16 protein-coding genes are annotated in these 15,313 nt (G+C 41.4%); 11 read left to right on the top strand and 5 right to left on the bottom strand.

Features of this window, described 5'->3' with window-relative positions; all coding sequences use genetic code 11:
* Positions 1-21 precede the first annotated feature (21 nt).
* Positions 22-1,452: a flavin monoamine oxidase family protein gene (locus ID47_RS07340; protein ID WP_038465231.1), complete on the top strand. Its 1,431-nt coding sequence runs from the start codon at positions 22-24 to the stop codon at positions 1,450-1,452.
* A gap of 54 nt (positions 1,453-1,506) precedes the next feature.
* On the opposite strand, the gene ID47_RS07345 is transcribed toward ID47_RS07340, so the two are convergent.
* The 3 genes from ID47_RS07345 to ID47_RS07355 all read right to left on the bottom strand — a co-directional run bounded on the left by ID47_RS07345 (position 1,507) and on the right by ID47_RS07355 (position 4,852).
* Positions 1,507-2,589, bottom strand: a complete 1,083-nt coding sequence (locus tag ID47_RS07345) for a CgnE/CgnB domain-containing protein (RefSeq protein WP_051908746.1) — start codon at positions 2,587-2,589, stop codon at positions 1,507-1,509.
* 471 nt (positions 2,590-3,060) lie between these two features.
* Entirely contained in the window at positions 3,061-3,603 is a 543-nt protein-coding gene (locus ID47_RS07350) for an ActR/PrrA/RegA family redox response regulator transcription factor (protein ID WP_038465233.1), read from the bottom strand.
* On the bottom strand, positions 3,584-4,852 hold the full coding sequence (locus ID47_RS07355) for an ActS/PrrB/RegB family redox-sensitive histidine kinase (RefSeq protein WP_198022265.1): 1,269 nt from the start codon (positions 4,850-4,852) through the stop codon (positions 3,584-3,586). Before ID47_RS07355 ends, ID47_RS07350 begins: the two co-directional genes overlap by 20 nt.
* A gap of 76 nt (positions 4,853-4,928) precedes the next feature.
* Between ID47_RS07355 and ID47_RS07360 the strand changes: the two genes are divergently transcribed.
* The 5 genes from ID47_RS07360 (at position 4,929) to ID47_RS07380 (ending at position 9,110) form a co-directional block, all read left to right on the top strand.
* Complete coding sequence (locus tag ID47_RS07360) at positions 4,929-5,558, top strand: SCO family protein (RefSeq protein WP_038465235.1); 630 nt, start codon at positions 4,929-4,931, stop codon at positions 5,556-5,558.
* 273 nt (positions 5,559-5,831) lie between these two features.
* The gene (locus ID47_RS07365; RefSeq protein ID WP_156956701.1) at positions 5,832-6,644 is read left to right on the top strand and encodes a hypothetical protein; all 813 of its coding nucleotides are present in this window, start codon (positions 5,832-5,834) and stop codon (positions 6,642-6,644) included.
* A gap of 106 nt (positions 6,645-6,750) precedes the next feature.
* Positions 6,751-7,014, top strand: a complete 264-nt coding sequence (rpsT, locus tag ID47_RS07370) for a 30S ribosomal protein S20 (protein ID WP_038465240.1) — start codon at positions 6,751-6,753, stop codon at positions 7,012-7,014.
* Positions 7,015-7,151: 137 nt separating this feature from the next.
* Positions 7,152-8,183 carry an NAD(P)/FAD-dependent oxidoreductase gene (locus ID47_RS07375; protein WP_038465242.1) on the top strand — a complete coding sequence of 344 codons (1,032 nt, stop codon included), beginning with the start codon at positions 7,152-7,154 and terminating at the stop codon, positions 8,181-8,183.
* Between the two features lie 423 nt (positions 8,184-8,606).
* Positions 8,607-9,110 carry a DNA-3-methyladenine glycosylase gene (locus ID47_RS07380; RefSeq protein ID WP_038465244.1) on the top strand — a complete coding sequence of 168 codons (504 nt, stop codon included), beginning with the start codon at positions 8,607-8,609 and terminating at the stop codon, positions 9,108-9,110.
* Between the two features lie 76 nt (positions 9,111-9,186).
* Here ID47_RS07380 and ID47_RS07385 read toward each other — a convergent pair whose 3' ends face one another.
* A complete protein-coding gene (locus tag ID47_RS07385; RefSeq protein ID WP_051908748.1) occupies positions 9,187-9,504 on the bottom strand; it encodes an FtsB family cell division protein in 318 nt (105 codons plus the stop codon).
* Between the two features lie 162 nt (positions 9,505-9,666).
* On the opposite strand from ID47_RS07385, the gene ID47_RS11960 reads away from it, so the two are divergent.
* From ID47_RS11960 to ID47_RS07410, 5 genes are all read left to right on the top strand, one after another.
* Complete coding sequence (locus tag ID47_RS11960; protein ID WP_051908749.1) at positions 9,667-10,683, top strand: septal ring lytic transglycosylase RlpA family protein; 1,017 nt, start codon at positions 9,667-9,669, stop codon at positions 10,681-10,683.
* Positions 10,684-10,700: 17 nt separating this feature from the next.
* Complete coding sequence (locus ID47_RS07395; protein WP_051908750.1) at positions 10,701-11,954, top strand: D-alanyl-D-alanine carboxypeptidase family protein; 1,254 nt, start codon at positions 10,701-10,703, stop codon at positions 11,952-11,954.
* Positions 11,951-12,574 (top strand): dTMP kinase, encoded by a 624-nt coding sequence (gene tmk / locus ID47_RS07400; protein ID WP_038465246.1) that lies wholly within the window; start codon positions 11,951-11,953, stop codon positions 12,572-12,574. The genes ID47_RS07395 and tmk overlap by 4 nt, the downstream gene beginning before the upstream one ends.
* 117 nt (positions 12,575-12,691) lie before the next feature.
* Positions 12,692-13,174, top strand: a complete 483-nt coding sequence (locus ID47_RS07405) for a hypothetical protein (protein WP_038465248.1) — start codon at positions 12,692-12,694, stop codon at positions 13,172-13,174.
* A 111-nt stretch (positions 13,175-13,285) separates the two neighbouring features.
* A complete protein-coding gene (locus tag ID47_RS07410) occupies positions 13,286-14,470 on the top strand; it encodes a protein-tyrosine phosphatase family protein (protein WP_038465250.1) in 1,185 nt (394 codons plus the stop codon).
* An 87-nt stretch (positions 14,471-14,557) separates the two neighbouring features.
* On the opposite strand, the gene ID47_RS07415 is transcribed toward ID47_RS07410, so the two are convergent.
* A complete protein-coding gene (locus ID47_RS07415) occupies positions 14,558-15,310 on the bottom strand; it encodes an enoyl-CoA hydratase-related protein (RefSeq protein WP_038465252.1) in 753 nt (250 codons plus the stop codon).
* Between the last annotated feature and the right edge of the window lie 3 nt (positions 15,311-15,313).

Here is a 15,313-nt window from a genome sequence, read left to right on the forward strand (position 1 = left end):
TTACAGTTAGAGAACCTATCGATGAATCCTAAAGTACAAAATCATATTAAATTATTGAAAGAAAAAGACAAAGGTATCAGAAAACATATTTACATTATTGGCGCAGGAATGGCCGGCTTAATAGCGGCCTATGAATTAAAAAAATTAGGACATACCGTTACTCTCCTGGAAGGAAGTGACCGCGCAGGAGGTCGAATATTCACCCATCGATTTGGCGAGGGAAAGGATGCTCCCTATGGTGAATTAGGAGCAATGCGTGTTCCGTCAGTGCATGATTATACTCTTCATTATATTCGTGAATTCCAATTAGATAAAAAACTCAAGCATTTTATTGGTTTGTTTGAAAATGAGAACTGTCTTTTAAAGATCAAAAACACTATTTTTAAAATTAAAGATTTTTTAGCTACTGATTTTCTAAAGGATCAAAAATTTGGCTTCCTAAAAGAAATTGTAGGCACTTTTCTACCCGATGACATGGCAAAGTTAATTAATACAATTGATTTGCAGGACATTAATTTTTCTCAAGTAAAAAAAGGTTCTCCAATTTTTGCAGACTTAATAGAAGAATTTGCCCAAGCATTAGGCCCCAAAAACCCCTCCCTTAACTTAAGCCTACAGCACCTTCTCAAGGGACTTAAGACTCAATTTTTTTACCTCGACGGTGGAATGGATCAACTACCTTTAAAGATTGCAGATCAACTTACCCCCCATATTTTGTATAACGCTGAGGTATGTCAAATCACTAATCTAAATAACAAAGCAGAAATAAGCCTCCTCTGTAATGGAAAGTCTGAAACCATTACCTGTGATTATGTGATTTGTACCATTCCCTTTGCAGCCATGCGCAATATGAATTTGCAAAACTTTAACTCAGAAAAGTTAGAAGCAATTCATCGTTTAAAATATATAAATGCTTGTAAGATTTTGCTGCTTTGTAAAAATAGATTTTGGCAGAACAACTATAATATCCACGGCGGAACATCAATAACAGATGGCGTGGTGAGACAAATATACTACCCGCCGATAAGTCCAGAAGAATCAGGCGTACTCTTAAATTATACAGCAGGCAAAGACGCCGGTTATCTCTCTAATTTACCCCATCATCAAAGAATTGTGCATGCCAAAGAAGCTCTTGGCTATTTCCACCAAGAAATCCATGAAAACGATATGATCCTCAGCAGCGCAAGTATGGCCTGGGATACCTATAAATGGTCAAAAGGGGCGTTTTGCTTTACGTGGAGCAATGATGACCTTGATCATCCTCACAAAGAAAATGCTCCATCAACAGAAGCAAAGTCAAAATCAGATCTTTTACCTTGGCTCTATAAAGCAACCAGGCAACCAGAGGGACGAATTTTTTTCGCAGGAGAACATTGTTCACATGACCAAGGCTGGATCCAAGGGGCAATTATATCCGCCTTAGAAACGGTACGCACCATTGTCTCTCATTAAAATTTACCTTAAGTTGTCAGAATCCAACCATTCCTTTTGCCTACAAAAATATTTTTAAGCAGCAATACAGGGGCAGCCTTGAGCGCTGGTTCTTTTCATTGTTTTTTTCTCTCCCCCGACAATAACGGTGCCCTGATCATCCATGACAAGAGTATTAGGGCAAATAATGTCAAGGTGATACTGAGTTCGAGGGGTAAGACCTAACCCCCAATGGACACAGCCATTGCGATGACCATAAATTTCATTGGGGGTTCTATTAGCCTCTATAGCTTGCATATTGGTATTTGACCCGAACCCTATTTCCCACAAAAGTTTATATCGAGACTCTATCTCAAATAAATTCTTCAAAATATCATAAGCATCTTGAGCTTCTTTATCACAATAAACTGCTTTAGGATTTAAACGACCTTCGTTAATTTCAAAAATTATTTTTCCCTTCATGAGGGAAGAGAGTTTGCTATAAATGCGCTCTCTATCTTCGGCAAGAAATGAAGGTTTTCCCGAATTTACAATAGAGTATCCTGAAAAAGTGATTTCCCCACTAATATTTATATGCTTAACAATACCAGGATGATTGTGAAAAAGCGAAAATACACTTATTTCGCCAGAGGGCACAAACTGCTGACCGCCCCAGGGGATCATCCCTAATTGCTCAAACCATTCATATTCATCAGACATATGATGAAATATAGCTTCTGTCTTGGTTTCGGAATCAACAAACTTCAGGTACTTACTCTTTTCTGAAATTGCAAAAAAATTGTTAGTCCATTCCTGTTGAGAGTCTAAATCTGTGCGTTCCATAACTTCTAAATAGTATTTTATACTTTCTAGATCAATCTCACTTGAGCTACAGGGTAAAGTCATTAATTTATAATCTTCCCCCATCTCTTCATTACGAGGAAATTCAAATAAACAGTAAGGGGAAATAATAAGAATATGAACGCGACGTGGTAGGGAAAGAACAAGCTGATTAAAATCCTTTGCCGTATCAAACACACTTATTTCTGCCGTTAGATAATCACCTTTATGGATGGCAAAAGCATCTTTTAATTGACTATTTGTAAGAAGTCTAAAGTGACAACTTGCACTTTCACCCAGTTGTTTATATAGGTGAGGGTTTACTTGAATTTTTTCCATAATTTCACTTCAAAAAATTTAAGAACAATAAAAAGTTTGCGGTAAATTATCATTTACCGCAAACAATCTTATAACCTAATAACCTAAAGTTTCACCGTAAAGACGGCTATTTGTGCGACGAATCATGACGATTCTCCTTTTATTAGAGGGTTAAATTTGACAGTAATTACTGCTGTCAAAAAGCACATTAAATACATCTAAAATTTAAGTCAATGGTTGACTAATAGGAAAAATTAAGGAATTATCCGCTTAACTTTTAAAAAATATAATATAATATTCGGGGCTTTTTAAGGGAAGATTTCATAGATTATAAACATCATTATTTTTCAGCTAAAATGAGCACTTTTACTGATTCCGAGGAATTACCTTGCCCCATAGTCATTCAAGAGCTCCCCCCTCTTTGTTGGTGAGCATGATAATAAAAACTCTTGAGATGATTGTTAAGAGATTTATTATGATATAAGGGTATGTCTAACTTTTAGGGGCATGTTTAGCAAGAATCCGCTGCAATGTACGTCTGTGCATTTTTAAGCGTCGCGCTGTCTCAGAAACATTGTTACCGCATTCACTAAAAACCCGTTGAATATGCTCCCACTTGACTCGATCTGGGGACATTGGATCTTCGGGCGGCATGGGTTCAGATCCCTTTAACTGTCTTAAGGCATTATCAATCATGTCTGCATCTGCAGGCTTGGTTAGGTAATCCACGGCCCCATGCTTAATGGCGGCAACAGCAGTTGCAATATTGCCGTAACCTGTCAACATGACAATGCGTGTATTAGAGTTGGATGCTTTCAGGCTATTCACCAACTCCAAGCCATATCCATCCCCCAACTTGATATCCACAACAGCAAAATCAAAACCATTGTCAGCCAGAATGATTTTAGCTTCATCTAAGCTACCAGCCAATGTTACCTCATAACCGCGCCGTGTCATAATGCGACCCAGCTGTTCGCGCAATGGTTGGTCATCATCCACAATAATCAAAGAAGAACTAATTACCTGAGTGCTCATGCCTCACCTCTATTGCCTGGCGGGGGAAAACAATTTCGCACACCGCCCCCTGCTTATTGTAAAAGTACATCACCCCACCTCTTTTTTCTATCAAACTTTGTGCGATAAAAAGTCCCAGGCCTAAATGCACACCTTCTGTCGCATCAGTCCGTGATGAAAGGTAGGGATCCCCCAGACGGCTGAGCATGGATTCAGGATATCCCTCCCCATCATCTGAAATTTTTATCGTCAGATCTTGCTCAGTCCATCGACAGGTAATGGTCACGATTGATTGAGCAAACTGAACGGCGTTTGCAATGACATTTCCCAAAGCATGCTGGAGTTCTGGCGTTAACTCAATGACGGGAGCCTCTTGCGCACAGTCGATTTGCATCTCTTTGCCTGGCAGCTTACCATGACTTGCAATAACAACATCCAAAGCTGCCCGCAACGGCAACGCCTTAAAAGGAAGGATATGTTCGGCTGCAAAATCTCGAGAAAGCCCCTGCAAAATATCGCGACACCGAGAACTTTGCTCTGCTAAGATTCGCACATCATCTTTTACCACATTGCTTAGATTTTTGTCCGCTTGTAATTCCTTAATGACAAGCATCATTGTCGTCAAGGGCGACCCTAACTCATGGGCCGCAGCGGCTGCTAGAGCGCCGAGGGAGGCTAACTTTTGTTCGCGTGCCAGCGCTAATTCGGTGGCTTGGAGCGCTTGCGTCGTCCTTAAATAATAATGAGCCACCCGTCCCACATAAATGGCGGTAAAGACCATAGCCACACTGATTGCCACCAACACTGCAAAGCGCAATCGCCCTGGCAAGACTAGTCCTGTCAAATCCCAAGGCAAGGGAAATGTGGATCCATATAAAATAATAGTAGCCATTAAACCGCATCCGGTGACAATTAAGGCATCGCGGCGGCGCAAGAAGCCAGCCGCAATAACGACAGGTGCCAACAAAAAGACCGAAAAGGGGTTATTAAGGCCGCCGGTTAAATACAATAAGGCTGTCAATTGCCCAATATCATAGATTAAGTACAAATAAATATGACTGGCCGGTATTTTGTGTTTTGAGTGCTGAGTCAACATTAATCCGATATTGACAGCGACTGACAACACAACAATTGACCACGTAATTTGCTTGGGATAGACCATGTGAAAATATTGATCAATTAATACCAGTGTAATCGTTTGACCTATCAGAGCAATCCAGCGCAAGGTAATCAGCAATGAAAAAGAAATTGATGGTCTGGTGTGCGACATTGGATAACTTTGCATAATAATTTTCATATGATATGACTTAAGCTAACTTATAGCAGCAAAAACAAGGATAAAGCACATGAATTTTCGCCTCCTGCGCCTCAGCCTCTTAGGGTTATCCATTGGAATTGGCCTTATTGGATTGGGGGCCTATTACATCAAAAATCAAGCTATCCATTTTAATCAGGATAGCGATCGACATCTGCCCAATTTAGGGGGTCCCTTCACTTTGGTCGATCAATTCGGCAAAACCCGCACTGAGCAAGACTTTCGTGGCAAGTACATGCTGGTATATTTTGGCTATACCTTCTGTCCTGATGTCTGTCCGCTGGGTTTACGCAATCTCAGTAGTGCCCTTGCTACCCTAGGACGTGATCTCGATCAAGTGGCGCCCATTTTCATTACCATTGACCCAGAACGTGATACAGTGGAATCGCTGCAAAGCTATGCCTCAACCATTCACTCCTCTTTTGTGATGTTAACAGGAACACAGCGTGAGCTTGACCCTGTCCTAAAGTCTTATAATGTCTATGCGGTTAAGGCAAAACCAGACGGCACCATGGCTGATTACTTAATGGATCACAGCTCTCTCATTTATCTCATGGACAGGAATGGCACCCTCGTCGATTTCTTTCCCCATACGGCCTCACCAAAAGAGATCGCGGATAAAATCCATAAACATTTGATGCAAGAAATCCAAAAATCATAAGGCTTTGTTGACTCACCAGAGTCAGCAGAGGTATGGTAAAGCTCTGTATATCTAACTTATTTGATTCCATTGAGGAGCCCTTTACTGGCGAATGCTTAAAATATTTCTGCCGGCGCTAGATAGACAAATCCTATAAAAACAAAGAATTGAGATCGATTCACCGTGATTCAAAAACTAAAAAATTTAGCGATAAGACTTGCAAAATCTTGGTATCAAAAAGACGCTAAAGATGATAGGCTGAAAAACTGTTTTTGGGGATCCAAGGACTATAAAATGCGCATTTTCCCTTTCTTCTTTAGTCTGATAAGTTTTTGCCTGGCAGATTCCGACCTTAGAAACTATGTTGAATCCAACTTACCTCAGACGAGCAACGTGCGGCATCTTGAATGGCAAGGCCAATCCTATTGGGTAAAAAAAGCAGATGCAAATAAAGGATGGTTATCCTATACTGGCAAAAAAATAGTTAACTTCTTAGTTCCAGACAAGATTATTGCACCCACAACGATTTGCAATGAAACCATTTTAAAAATAGAGGCACGGCGGCTTAAAGAATGCGACCAAAAACAAGGATCCTGTGCTCGTCTGATTATGCAAGGAGACGATTGGATTCTTGTAAGCGATGCCGGGAAAAGTTTTGAATATGTTCTGCGCGGCTTGCCCGTAGACCAGCGTCTGCCCTATATTATGAAAGGTTTAGAGGCGGTCCTGAATCTACATGATCGACATATGGTGCACGGTCGAGCCAGTGTCAAGGATCTTACACTTACCCCTCAAAATCAATTCCTCTTTATTGACCTTGCAGAAGATCCAGAGTCATTGATGACCTATGATGAAGCTCGCACCCGTGATCTTATCAATTATTTTATGACAACAGTTGCATTCCTCAGAACAGATGAAGCCCTGGAACACCAATATGCCACCCTCTTTATAGAAAAATTTCCCCAAGACCTTAAACCCCTTTTGCATCGGGTTATCGATAAAACCAAATGGTTGGGGAAAATAGCTTATGCAGCCCAATGGTTTGGCGGTAAAGACACCGTAAAATTTGCACAGGCTCATCGGTTGTTGCATAAACGATTAAAGTAAGAAATAGTCGATAGGTAAATCGATTAATTTCCTTTGACGTTAAGAGAGAAATAAGTTATAAACAACACAAGACTGAAATTTTTAGGTATTTTTTTAAGGATAAATAATGGCTAATCATCGTAATGCAGAAAAAGCTGCGCGCCAAACAGAACGTCGCACAAAAGTAAATCGCGACCGTGTTGGTCGCATTCGTACGTTCCTTCGGAAGGTTGAAGAAGCAATTTCTTCTGGTTCAAAAGAGACAGCAACTGCAGCTATTCGCGTTGCTGAAGGCGAAATTATGCGCGGTGTTACCAAAGGCGTTATTCACAAGAATACAGCTTCCCGCAAGGTTTCTCGCTTAACAAAGCGTGTTAAGGCTATTGCATAACACCAGCCTTTTCTATTTATAGAGAGCCTTGCCCCTAAGGGTAAGGCTTTTTTAATAAGCTTAAAACCATCGTCTTTTACCCCCTTAATGGCATCCAAGACTTTTGGTTAAGGCCATAAATTTTATGAGGTACAAATATGTTACACTCAACAGATGTTGTTATTATTGGATCGGGGCCCGTTGGTCTTTTTGCTATTTTTGAATGTGGAATGCTCCGCCTGGATTGTCATGTTATTGACGCCTTGGACGCGATTGGCGGACAATGTGCGGCCCTATACCCTGAAAAACCCATTTATGATATCCCGGCTCACCCACAGGTTACGGGTGCAGAGCTAATCGACAATTTGGAACGTCAAATTCGTCCATTTAATCCCACCTTTCACCTTGGCCACCAAGTAACCCATATTGACCAGCTGGACCAAGAAGGAAAATCATGGAAAATCAAAACGTCTAAAGGCACTGAAATTCACTGCAAAAGCATCATTATTGCAGCAGGCGTCGGTGCCTTTGGTCCCAACCGCCCCCCTCTCGATAGCATCGAAAACTATGAGAGATCGGCTGTTCAATATTACGTCAAAAGTCGTGAAACTTATCGCGGCAAAAACGTTGTTATTGCTGGCGGTGGAGATTCTGCTGTTGACTGGGCAATTTCTTTAAGTGAAGTTGCCACCCGAGTAAGCGTTGTTCACCGTCGCCCTAAATTCCGAGCTGCCCCTGAAAGTGAAGCGCGCCTCAATGACCTGGCCAGCAACGGTATTATCGACCTGATTACGCCATTCCAACTTGAAGGGCTCGAGGGAGATGGAGAGAGCCTCAAGGCCGTCGTGGTCAAATCCCTTGATGGCGCTATAAAACACATTGAAGCCGATCATTTACTGCCATTCTTTGGCTTATCCATGAACTTAGGCCCCATTTCTGAATGGGGGTTGGGCATGGATAAAAGTCACATCCAAGTGGATCATTTAACGGCAGCAACAAATCGTCCCGGAGTTTATGCCATCGGCGACATTGCGACATATCCTCATAAACTTAAGTTAATCTTAACCGGTTTTGCCGAAGGAGCCCAAGCAGCCCACTCTATTCGTCAGTTCATCTATCCCGATGAAATTGTTCACTTTGAGTATTCCACAACGAAAGGCATACCAACCAAGGAAGAAAAAGCAGCGTAGGATTAATTCTACAACAGTAATTTCACATCTCCCGGTAGCATTAAAAGCTACCTTTTTTTATTCTTCTTAGACGTGGGCAGCATACGCTTGGCATGCTGCGTAATAAAATGCACAGCAAAAAGGGGAAATCATATAGTCCCGTCGCCTCTGGCCATAATTGACGACACAACGTAACGATGGCTGAAACGGCATTCGCAATCAAGCCCTTAGGTGCATTACCTTCTCAACCATTCGTACACAACGAGGGAGGCGCCTGCTGCTGAGTTTTTTATTTTATATGGGTTATATATATAGCTTTATTTCTTTTATACGGATTACCCTCCACCTTACACATTGAAATTTTAGCTCTCCCTTTTTATAATTAAGTGACATAAATAGCCCTGTTTTAAAATAAAACTCTTATTGACCATTGGGTTACACCATATGAAACTTGACCATAACTTTTTTAATCGTAATTGTGCTGTTGTTGCCCATGATTTAATCGGCAAGAAATTAGTTTTTGGCGAGCATGCTGGAATTATAACAGAAACCGAGGCCTATCGAGGTGCCGATGATCCTGCCTCTCATGCCCACCGGGGAATAACCCCGCGCTCTGCTATTATGTTTGGCCCACCCGGCAAAAGTTATGTTTATTTTATTTATGGCATGTATTACTGCTTGAATATTGTAACAGAACCGGAAGGGGAAGCCAGTGCGGTTTTGATCCGCGGGCTTAAATTACTTACGCCACCGTTGACCCACCTCAACGGCCCTGGAAAACTGTGCCGTCATCTTGGTATTACCACGCGTCATAACGGGATAGACCTTCTTTCTGACCCAACATTCTATGTATCGGAAGGAATACAGGATGTGGATGTCAACATTACGCCGCGCATTGGAATCAAAAAAGCCACGGAAAAACCGTGGCGCTTCGTGTTGACTCTATAAACGGCAACCTATTTTATAGCCCTGTCGAAAAAGTTTTTTAACCGATGATTGGCCTACTTTTTTAACTCCAGAGGAATTATCCTCCTAATTCATCATCTTTAATGATAATTTCATCTTTCCGAACAAAGTTGAGTTTTTCTTTGGCCTGCTCTTCCAACATATCCGTATCTAAGCTATCAGGACGCATGAGGTGCACGCGTTGTTCCAACGCTTGCTGCTCTGTCGTTACAGCGTGGAGTTTTTGTTCAGCTATGGTAACTTGTTGCTTCAGCCGCCCCCAAGCCAACAACCCTCTCTCTCCCTGGATAAGATGATAGACAAAATAGATCAGCAAGCTAACGGCAATAACCGGCCCCATCACATATTGAAAGCGCGCGACTAAATCATTTTTCACAGTGAACCTCCAAAATACATCACCCCCATCATATCTTGCTCTGAATAAAGTCACAATACGCTTGACAGTTTTGTCAAAAATTTCATTTGATTATCACCTTAAAGCAGGCTTGAGAAGCCTCTCAAAAAAAGCTATTATGTCTGCAAACAGAGAGTGGGTTTCGTGAAAAATCATTTAATAATAATCGGTCTATCTGCGCTTTTAGCTGGCTGTAGTTGTACACCGCCGACTAAGGCGGCCAAAGAAATTTGTACCGGCACTAAAAAACCCTATAAAATTCAAGGAAAAGCTTATCACCCTCAAGACCATTATGACTATGATGAAGATGGTGTGGCCTCCTGGTATGGGCCCGGTTTCCATCAGCGTCCCACATCCTGCGGGTCAATTTATGACATGCATTCTTACACTGCTGCCCATAAAACATTACCCATCCCCTCTGTAGTAGAGGTCACCAATCTTGAAAACGGTAAAAACTTAAAGTTAGTCATTAATGATCGCGGCCCCTTTGTGGATGATCGCATTATTGATCTTTCTAAAAAAGCAGCTCAAGAATTGGGAACCCATAATAAAGGACTTGTTCGCGTCAGAGTTAGAGCTATTCCCGAAGAAAGTAAGGATTTAGCCGCCTACCTTAAACGCTATGGACGATATGGCATTGACCCCGCGGGCCGCAAATGGGATGAAATTTATTTCCAAGAAATTGCGGGCAAATCGCCTACTGAAGAAGTCATGGCCGAAGATCCAGCAATTGTTAAAGCCGTCATGCGCAGTAATAGCCACCATCCCCCTGTTTTGCAAAACACGGTCATGCACAGCAATCAGCATCAGTTCAGACCACAAAACTTAACATTCACGCGCGAGGAAGAAGTCATTTTTGAAGAATTGCTGGATACGCCGCCCTCACCTCCCGTTAAAAAATCCGCTTCTAAACCGCAGACGAAAAGCAATGCATCCGGTAGACACTTTATTCAAGTGGGAAGCTTTGTCCAAAAAGCCAATGCAGATCGCCTAAAACAGCGCCTTGCAAGACACGGTAAAGCCGCAATCGTACGTGATAAACAAAGTGGTAATATGTACTCAATTAAATTAGGCCCTTATTCCACGCGTCAATTAGCACAACAAAAACTAAATCTCGTCGAGACCGAAGGGCATCATGGTGCCCGCCTCATCAGAAATTAATACACAGGAGAATACATGTGAAGAATACGGCAGCCTTGAGTTTACTTATCTCATCTTTAATTTTGAATGCCGAAGCTAAACCAAAAAAGGCAAAAAAGCAACCAGCTGCCCAGCCTATAGAGCAAATTCAACCGGCGCCGCCGCCTCTTGATATTCCCGGTGTCTCACCGGTTATCGCCGCCTCGCTGCGCATTGATACACTCGCTGAACAAGCCATCGTTCTCGATTATTACTCTGGGAAAATACTTTTTGAGAAAAACGCGGATACAGCCATGTACCCGTCCTCCATGACCAAGATAATGACAGCCTATATGGCTTTTGAAAAACTGCAAAAAGGTATTGCTCATCCTGACAGCCCTATCACTGTTAGTGAAAAGGCCTGGCGGACGGGTGGTTCCAGAATGTTCTTAAATATCAATACCCAAGCAACTGTCAATGAACTCCTCCATGGAATTATCATCCAATCAGGCAATGACGCATCGGTTGCTTTGGCCGAAGGTTTGTCGGGATCAGAAGAGGTATTTGCCGCGGAAATGACCCAAAAGGCTCATGAATTTGGATGTATTAATACAACCTTTAAAAATGCGAGTGGCTTGCCTGATCCTGAGCATAAAACAACAGCCCGTGATTTAGCTAAGATTGCCTATCGTGTCATTCAAGATTATCCGCAACACTATAGTCTCTTTGCCAAAACGTCCTATACTTATAGCGGCATTACTCAACCCAACCGTCACCCTTTACTCGACAAAAATATTGGCTGCGATGGCCTCAAGACGGGGATGACTGATTTAGGAGGCTATGGGGTGGTGGCATCGATCCAAGAAGGTGACCCACAAAACAATCACAAACGCTTTATTATTATTGTTAATGGTTTAAAGACAAATAAGGCTCGTTCTATTGAGGCTCTAAAACTATCCAATTGGGCTCTAAAAGCTTTTACCACGCTGACTCTAGCCAAAAAAGGACTTGTCATTCAGAATGCGCCCGTTTATTCAGGCGCTGAAAACATTGTTCCTGTTGCCCCCGCAGCGGATGCCTTTGTCACCGTTCCAACCGTGGTAAAAGATCAAGTTAAATATGAAATTAAATTCGATGGGTCTATTACAGCTCCTATCGCTGCAGGACAAACTCTTGGTAAGCTGATCGTAAGTGCCCCGATGTATGCTCAACCAGTAGCCTTTGATCTGGTTGCGACCAAAGATGTTGAAAAAGCTGGAATTTTTAAGAAAATCTGGCGTTCAATCACTCATATCTTTGGAGGCAAAGCATGAGCCGCGGCTATTTTATAACTTTTGAGGGAGGCGAAGGCACGGGCAAATCCACTCAATGCCAACTCTTAGCCGAGTCCTTAAGACTTAAGGGTAAAGAAGTTGTTGTAACTCGAGAACCGGGTGGCACAGATGGCGCAGAGCTAATTCGCGCTCTTCTGGTTTCAGGTGATATCAATCGTTGGTCTGGCGTAACAGAGGCTTTATTGCTCAATGCGGCCCGGGTCGATCATTGGGATAAAGTCATTTCTCCGGCGCTTAACCGCGGCGCCTGGGTTATTTGTGATCGTTTTGCCGACTCGACGATTGCCTATCAGGGATATGGACGAGGCTTAAACATTAACTTTCTTTGGGAGCTGCATAACTCAGTCCTTCCCGGAATTCATCCTGACTTAACGCTGGTCTTTGACTTAGACCCAGAAATTGGGATTACCCGTGCCTTGGCGCGTCGCACCAGTGAAGTCAGATTTGAAAAGATGGATCTAGATTTTCATAGAAGGATGCGCAACGGCTACCTAGAAATCGCCAAGAACAATCCCCAGCGATGTCGGATTATTGATGCCCGCCAAGGTATTGAAGAAATTCATTCAGATATAAAACGCTTACTTGAAGTCACCCCATAAGATACTTTCCTTCGGCGGTAATAAGAAAAAGGACAAAAAATATTCTTATATAAAAATTGGAATAATGGCGCTCTGTAATTATTTTAAACATCAATTTTATAAAATAATAATGTTGCTATGACTAAAAATTTATTTCTTGCAATCTGCACCTTAATTCAAGCAAATGCTCAAGAAGATTTATCCTTCTTAAAAGAAAATAATTTTAGTTCGCGCCCAGTTAAATTAATGATACGTATTGAAAATACTGATTTTATTCCCAGCCTTAAGCCCCCCGCCATGGATATTACCATCCTTGAGGCCAGCACGTCTTTATTCTTAGAAAAAAGCAATCTTAAACTTGGCTACCAAAAGCTAGAAATGAATCTACATTCATTAGAATTAACCTTTATCCTTCCGATGAATGACCTTCGTCTTCCGTGTGTACTTAATAACATTCCCGTGCGCAGCGAAGTAAAACTAGAAGATGGGGTGTTTCCTTCCCAGTATTTACTTACCCTCACACCGACTGCGGAAAGATATAAATTGACATTTAATTCTACAGTTACTCAAAATTTTTGGGCGGTCACAAAAAAGCATAATAGATTAAGAGATAACTTCTAAAAATTCACTCTACACTTCAATGTTTTAATTATGAGACAGTAATTACCGTTGATTTTTTTATGTTGAATATATTTGAATTTCTAGCCTAAATAAAATGAAAAGGAATATTAAATGGAAAAATCTAACATTATAATACCTCTTTTTTTAATCCTGCAAAATTTTACTAGCCCTGTCCTTTCAATGGACAAAGAGTGCGGCGTTGCCTCTTCAGCATCTTCAAAAAAACCCTTACATCTTAAATGCGATCAGTCTATAGGCCCACAAAATTTTGAAAAAATGATTAATGAACACCCCGATCATCCTTTAATTAAAGTAAGTACTGAATTCCTCTCAAAAAAAGAGAGCAATGAGGGGGCTCATGTCCATACAGATACGCAACATAATAAAAATATAACTTCTTTAGGATTATCACCTCACATTGGATCTCGTGTAAATAACGTTATCCCCTCTACAGAATTTGAGGGCCTTCAGAAAAATCTTCCTTGTACTTTCCCTATGAATGGACGAATGATTAATTTTTTAAATCTATACCAATTAAAAACTGGGGATAGGAAAGGGCAATATTTAGGGGCTAATATATTTAATTTTTCTGATGTATTATCCACAAAAAATAATCAGCAATATATTGCGACAGAAGCCCCTTATGATAAGTTTGACTATTATAGAATGGTTATTGACTGCAATGCTGCCATTTTAGTTAGCTTAACCACTGATAAGGATGATAGTGAAGCTGGCGCTTTTCCAAAACTTAGAAATGGCCTGAGTGTGGTATTGCATCATCTTAAGAAGGATGAAATTATCGATGTAGATGGTTATGAAGTTAAAGTAACAGAAGAAAGAGTCAAACATCTAGGATCTCAAACTGATATTTTAATTAAAACTCTTGTCATTTCGAAAGGTGAAGAAAAGAGAGAACTGCATCATATTATTTACAAGAATTGGTTAGATGGTAGTCTCGGAAGTTCTGCAGAAGCCCTTGCCTCCTTACTTCTGACGATTCACCATTCAGAAAAGATATTAGGCTCAAAAGATACTAATCCATTAGTTGTTAACTGTGGCTATGGCTATGGTAGAACAGGTATTTTGATTCTCATGCACCAACTCTCAAAAATGCTACCCACTGATGTCAATCTATACGATCTATCTAAAATAACAGTGGACATCAATCCTTTGCTTACCGTAATAGAATCCAATATAGCCCAAGGTTCGCCTATTGGTATTTATAACACTGAACAAGAGATTGCTAAACTAAAGCTACTGATGGAGAGTATAATAGCTATATTAGTACGTCAATGACAAAGGGTAATAAGAAGGCAACTAACTATAGCTATCCCTTTAGAAGAACTGCCTTTGCAGGCAGGATGCAAACTATTTTTGATAAAATCAGGTTCGTTTGGATTGAAAAAAGGCCTCAGCCATAGTTTTAAAAGCAGGTGAAGCCAGACGCGCTCCAAATGCTTTGAACTCTTCCGCCATACGTCCGTCCACCTCTATTGACTGTAATTTTAATAAGCGCTTGGTTTCAAAAAGGGCTGATGGATCCTTGCCCAACAACTGTTTAAGGATGCCAAGACTACAAGCCTCTAACTCTGTCGGATCCACCACACGGTTGACAAGTCCGAGATAGAGAGCTGTCTCTGCTGTGAATGACTCTCCTAATAATAAAAGTTCAGCAGCACGAAGATAACCAATCCGAGCCGGCAAAAGGAGTGAACTCGCCGCCTCAGGCACAAGAGCAAGGTTAATAAACGGCAGTTGAAAACGCGCATCCGTTGTCGCCACGACAAAATCGCCATGCAATAACATCGTTGTCCCAATTCCCACAGCCACCCCCTGAACAACCGCAATTAGTATTTTGGGAAATGACGCTAAAGCTTTTAAAAACCTTGGTGCAGATGCATTCATCGATATCTCTTCCATCGACAAAAAATCTGCGAGATCATTTCCGGCTGTAAAACAATCGCCAGTACCCTCAAGTTTAACAGCAATGATGTGACTATCGTTCGTAGCAAGAGTAAGCGCCCCGACCAGAGCATCATACATCTCATTGGTAATTGCATTCTTTTTATCCGGTCGATTGATCCGAATGGTTAGAATGGGACCATCTTTATTGACTAAGATATGTGGCTCTGCCATGAC

Source organism: Candidatus Paracaedibacter acanthamoebae, assembly GCF_000742835.1.
Lineage (GTDB): Bacteria > Pseudomonadota > Alphaproteobacteria > Paracaedibacterales > Paracaedibacteraceae > Paracaedibacter > Paracaedibacter acanthamoebae.

Coding starts and splice junctions, on each gene's coding strand:
- ID47_RS07405 (WP_038465248.1), top strand. CDS start 12,692: ATGACTAAAAATTTATTTCTTGCAATCTGCACCTTAATTCAAGCAAAT.
- tmk (WP_038465246.1), top strand. CDS start 11,951: ATGAGCCGCGGCTATTTTATAACTTTTGAGGGAGGCGAAGGCACGGGC.
- ID47_RS07355 (WP_198022265.1), bottom strand. CDS start 4,852: ATGTCGCACACCAGACCATCAATTTCTTTTTCATTGCTGATTACCTTG.
- ID47_RS07350 (WP_038465233.1), bottom strand. CDS start 3,603: ATGAGCACTCAGGTAATTAGTTCTTCTTTGATTATTGTGGATGATGAC.
- rpsT (WP_038465240.1), top strand. CDS start 6,751: ATGGCTAATCATCGTAATGCAGAAAAAGCTGCGCGCCAAACAGAACGT.
- ID47_RS07410 (WP_038465250.1), top strand. CDS start 13,286: ATGGAAAAATCTAACATTATAATACCTCTTTTTTTAATCCTGCAAAAT.
- ID47_RS07375 (WP_038465242.1), top strand. CDS start 7,152: ATGTTACACTCAACAGATGTTGTTATTATTGGATCGGGGCCCGTTGGT.
- ID47_RS07380 (WP_038465244.1), top strand. CDS start 8,607: ATGAAACTTGACCATAACTTTTTTAATCGTAATTGTGCTGTTGTTGCC.
- ID47_RS07345 (WP_051908746.1), bottom strand. CDS start 2,589: ATGGAAAAAATTCAAGTAAACCCTCACCTATATAAACAACTGGGTGAA.
- ID47_RS07365 (WP_156956701.1), top strand. CDS start 5,832: ATGCGCATTTTCCCTTTCTTCTTTAGTCTGATAAGTTTTTGCCTGGCA.
- ID47_RS07340 (WP_038465231.1), top strand. CDS start 22: ATGAATCCTAAAGTACAAAATCATATTAAATTATTGAAAGAAAAAGAC.
- ID47_RS07415 (WP_038465252.1), bottom strand. CDS start 15,310: ATGGCAGAGCCACATATCTTAGTCAATAAAGATGGTCCCATTCTAACC.
- ID47_RS07360 (WP_038465235.1), top strand. CDS start 4,929: ATGAATTTTCGCCTCCTGCGCCTCAGCCTCTTAGGGTTATCCATTGGA.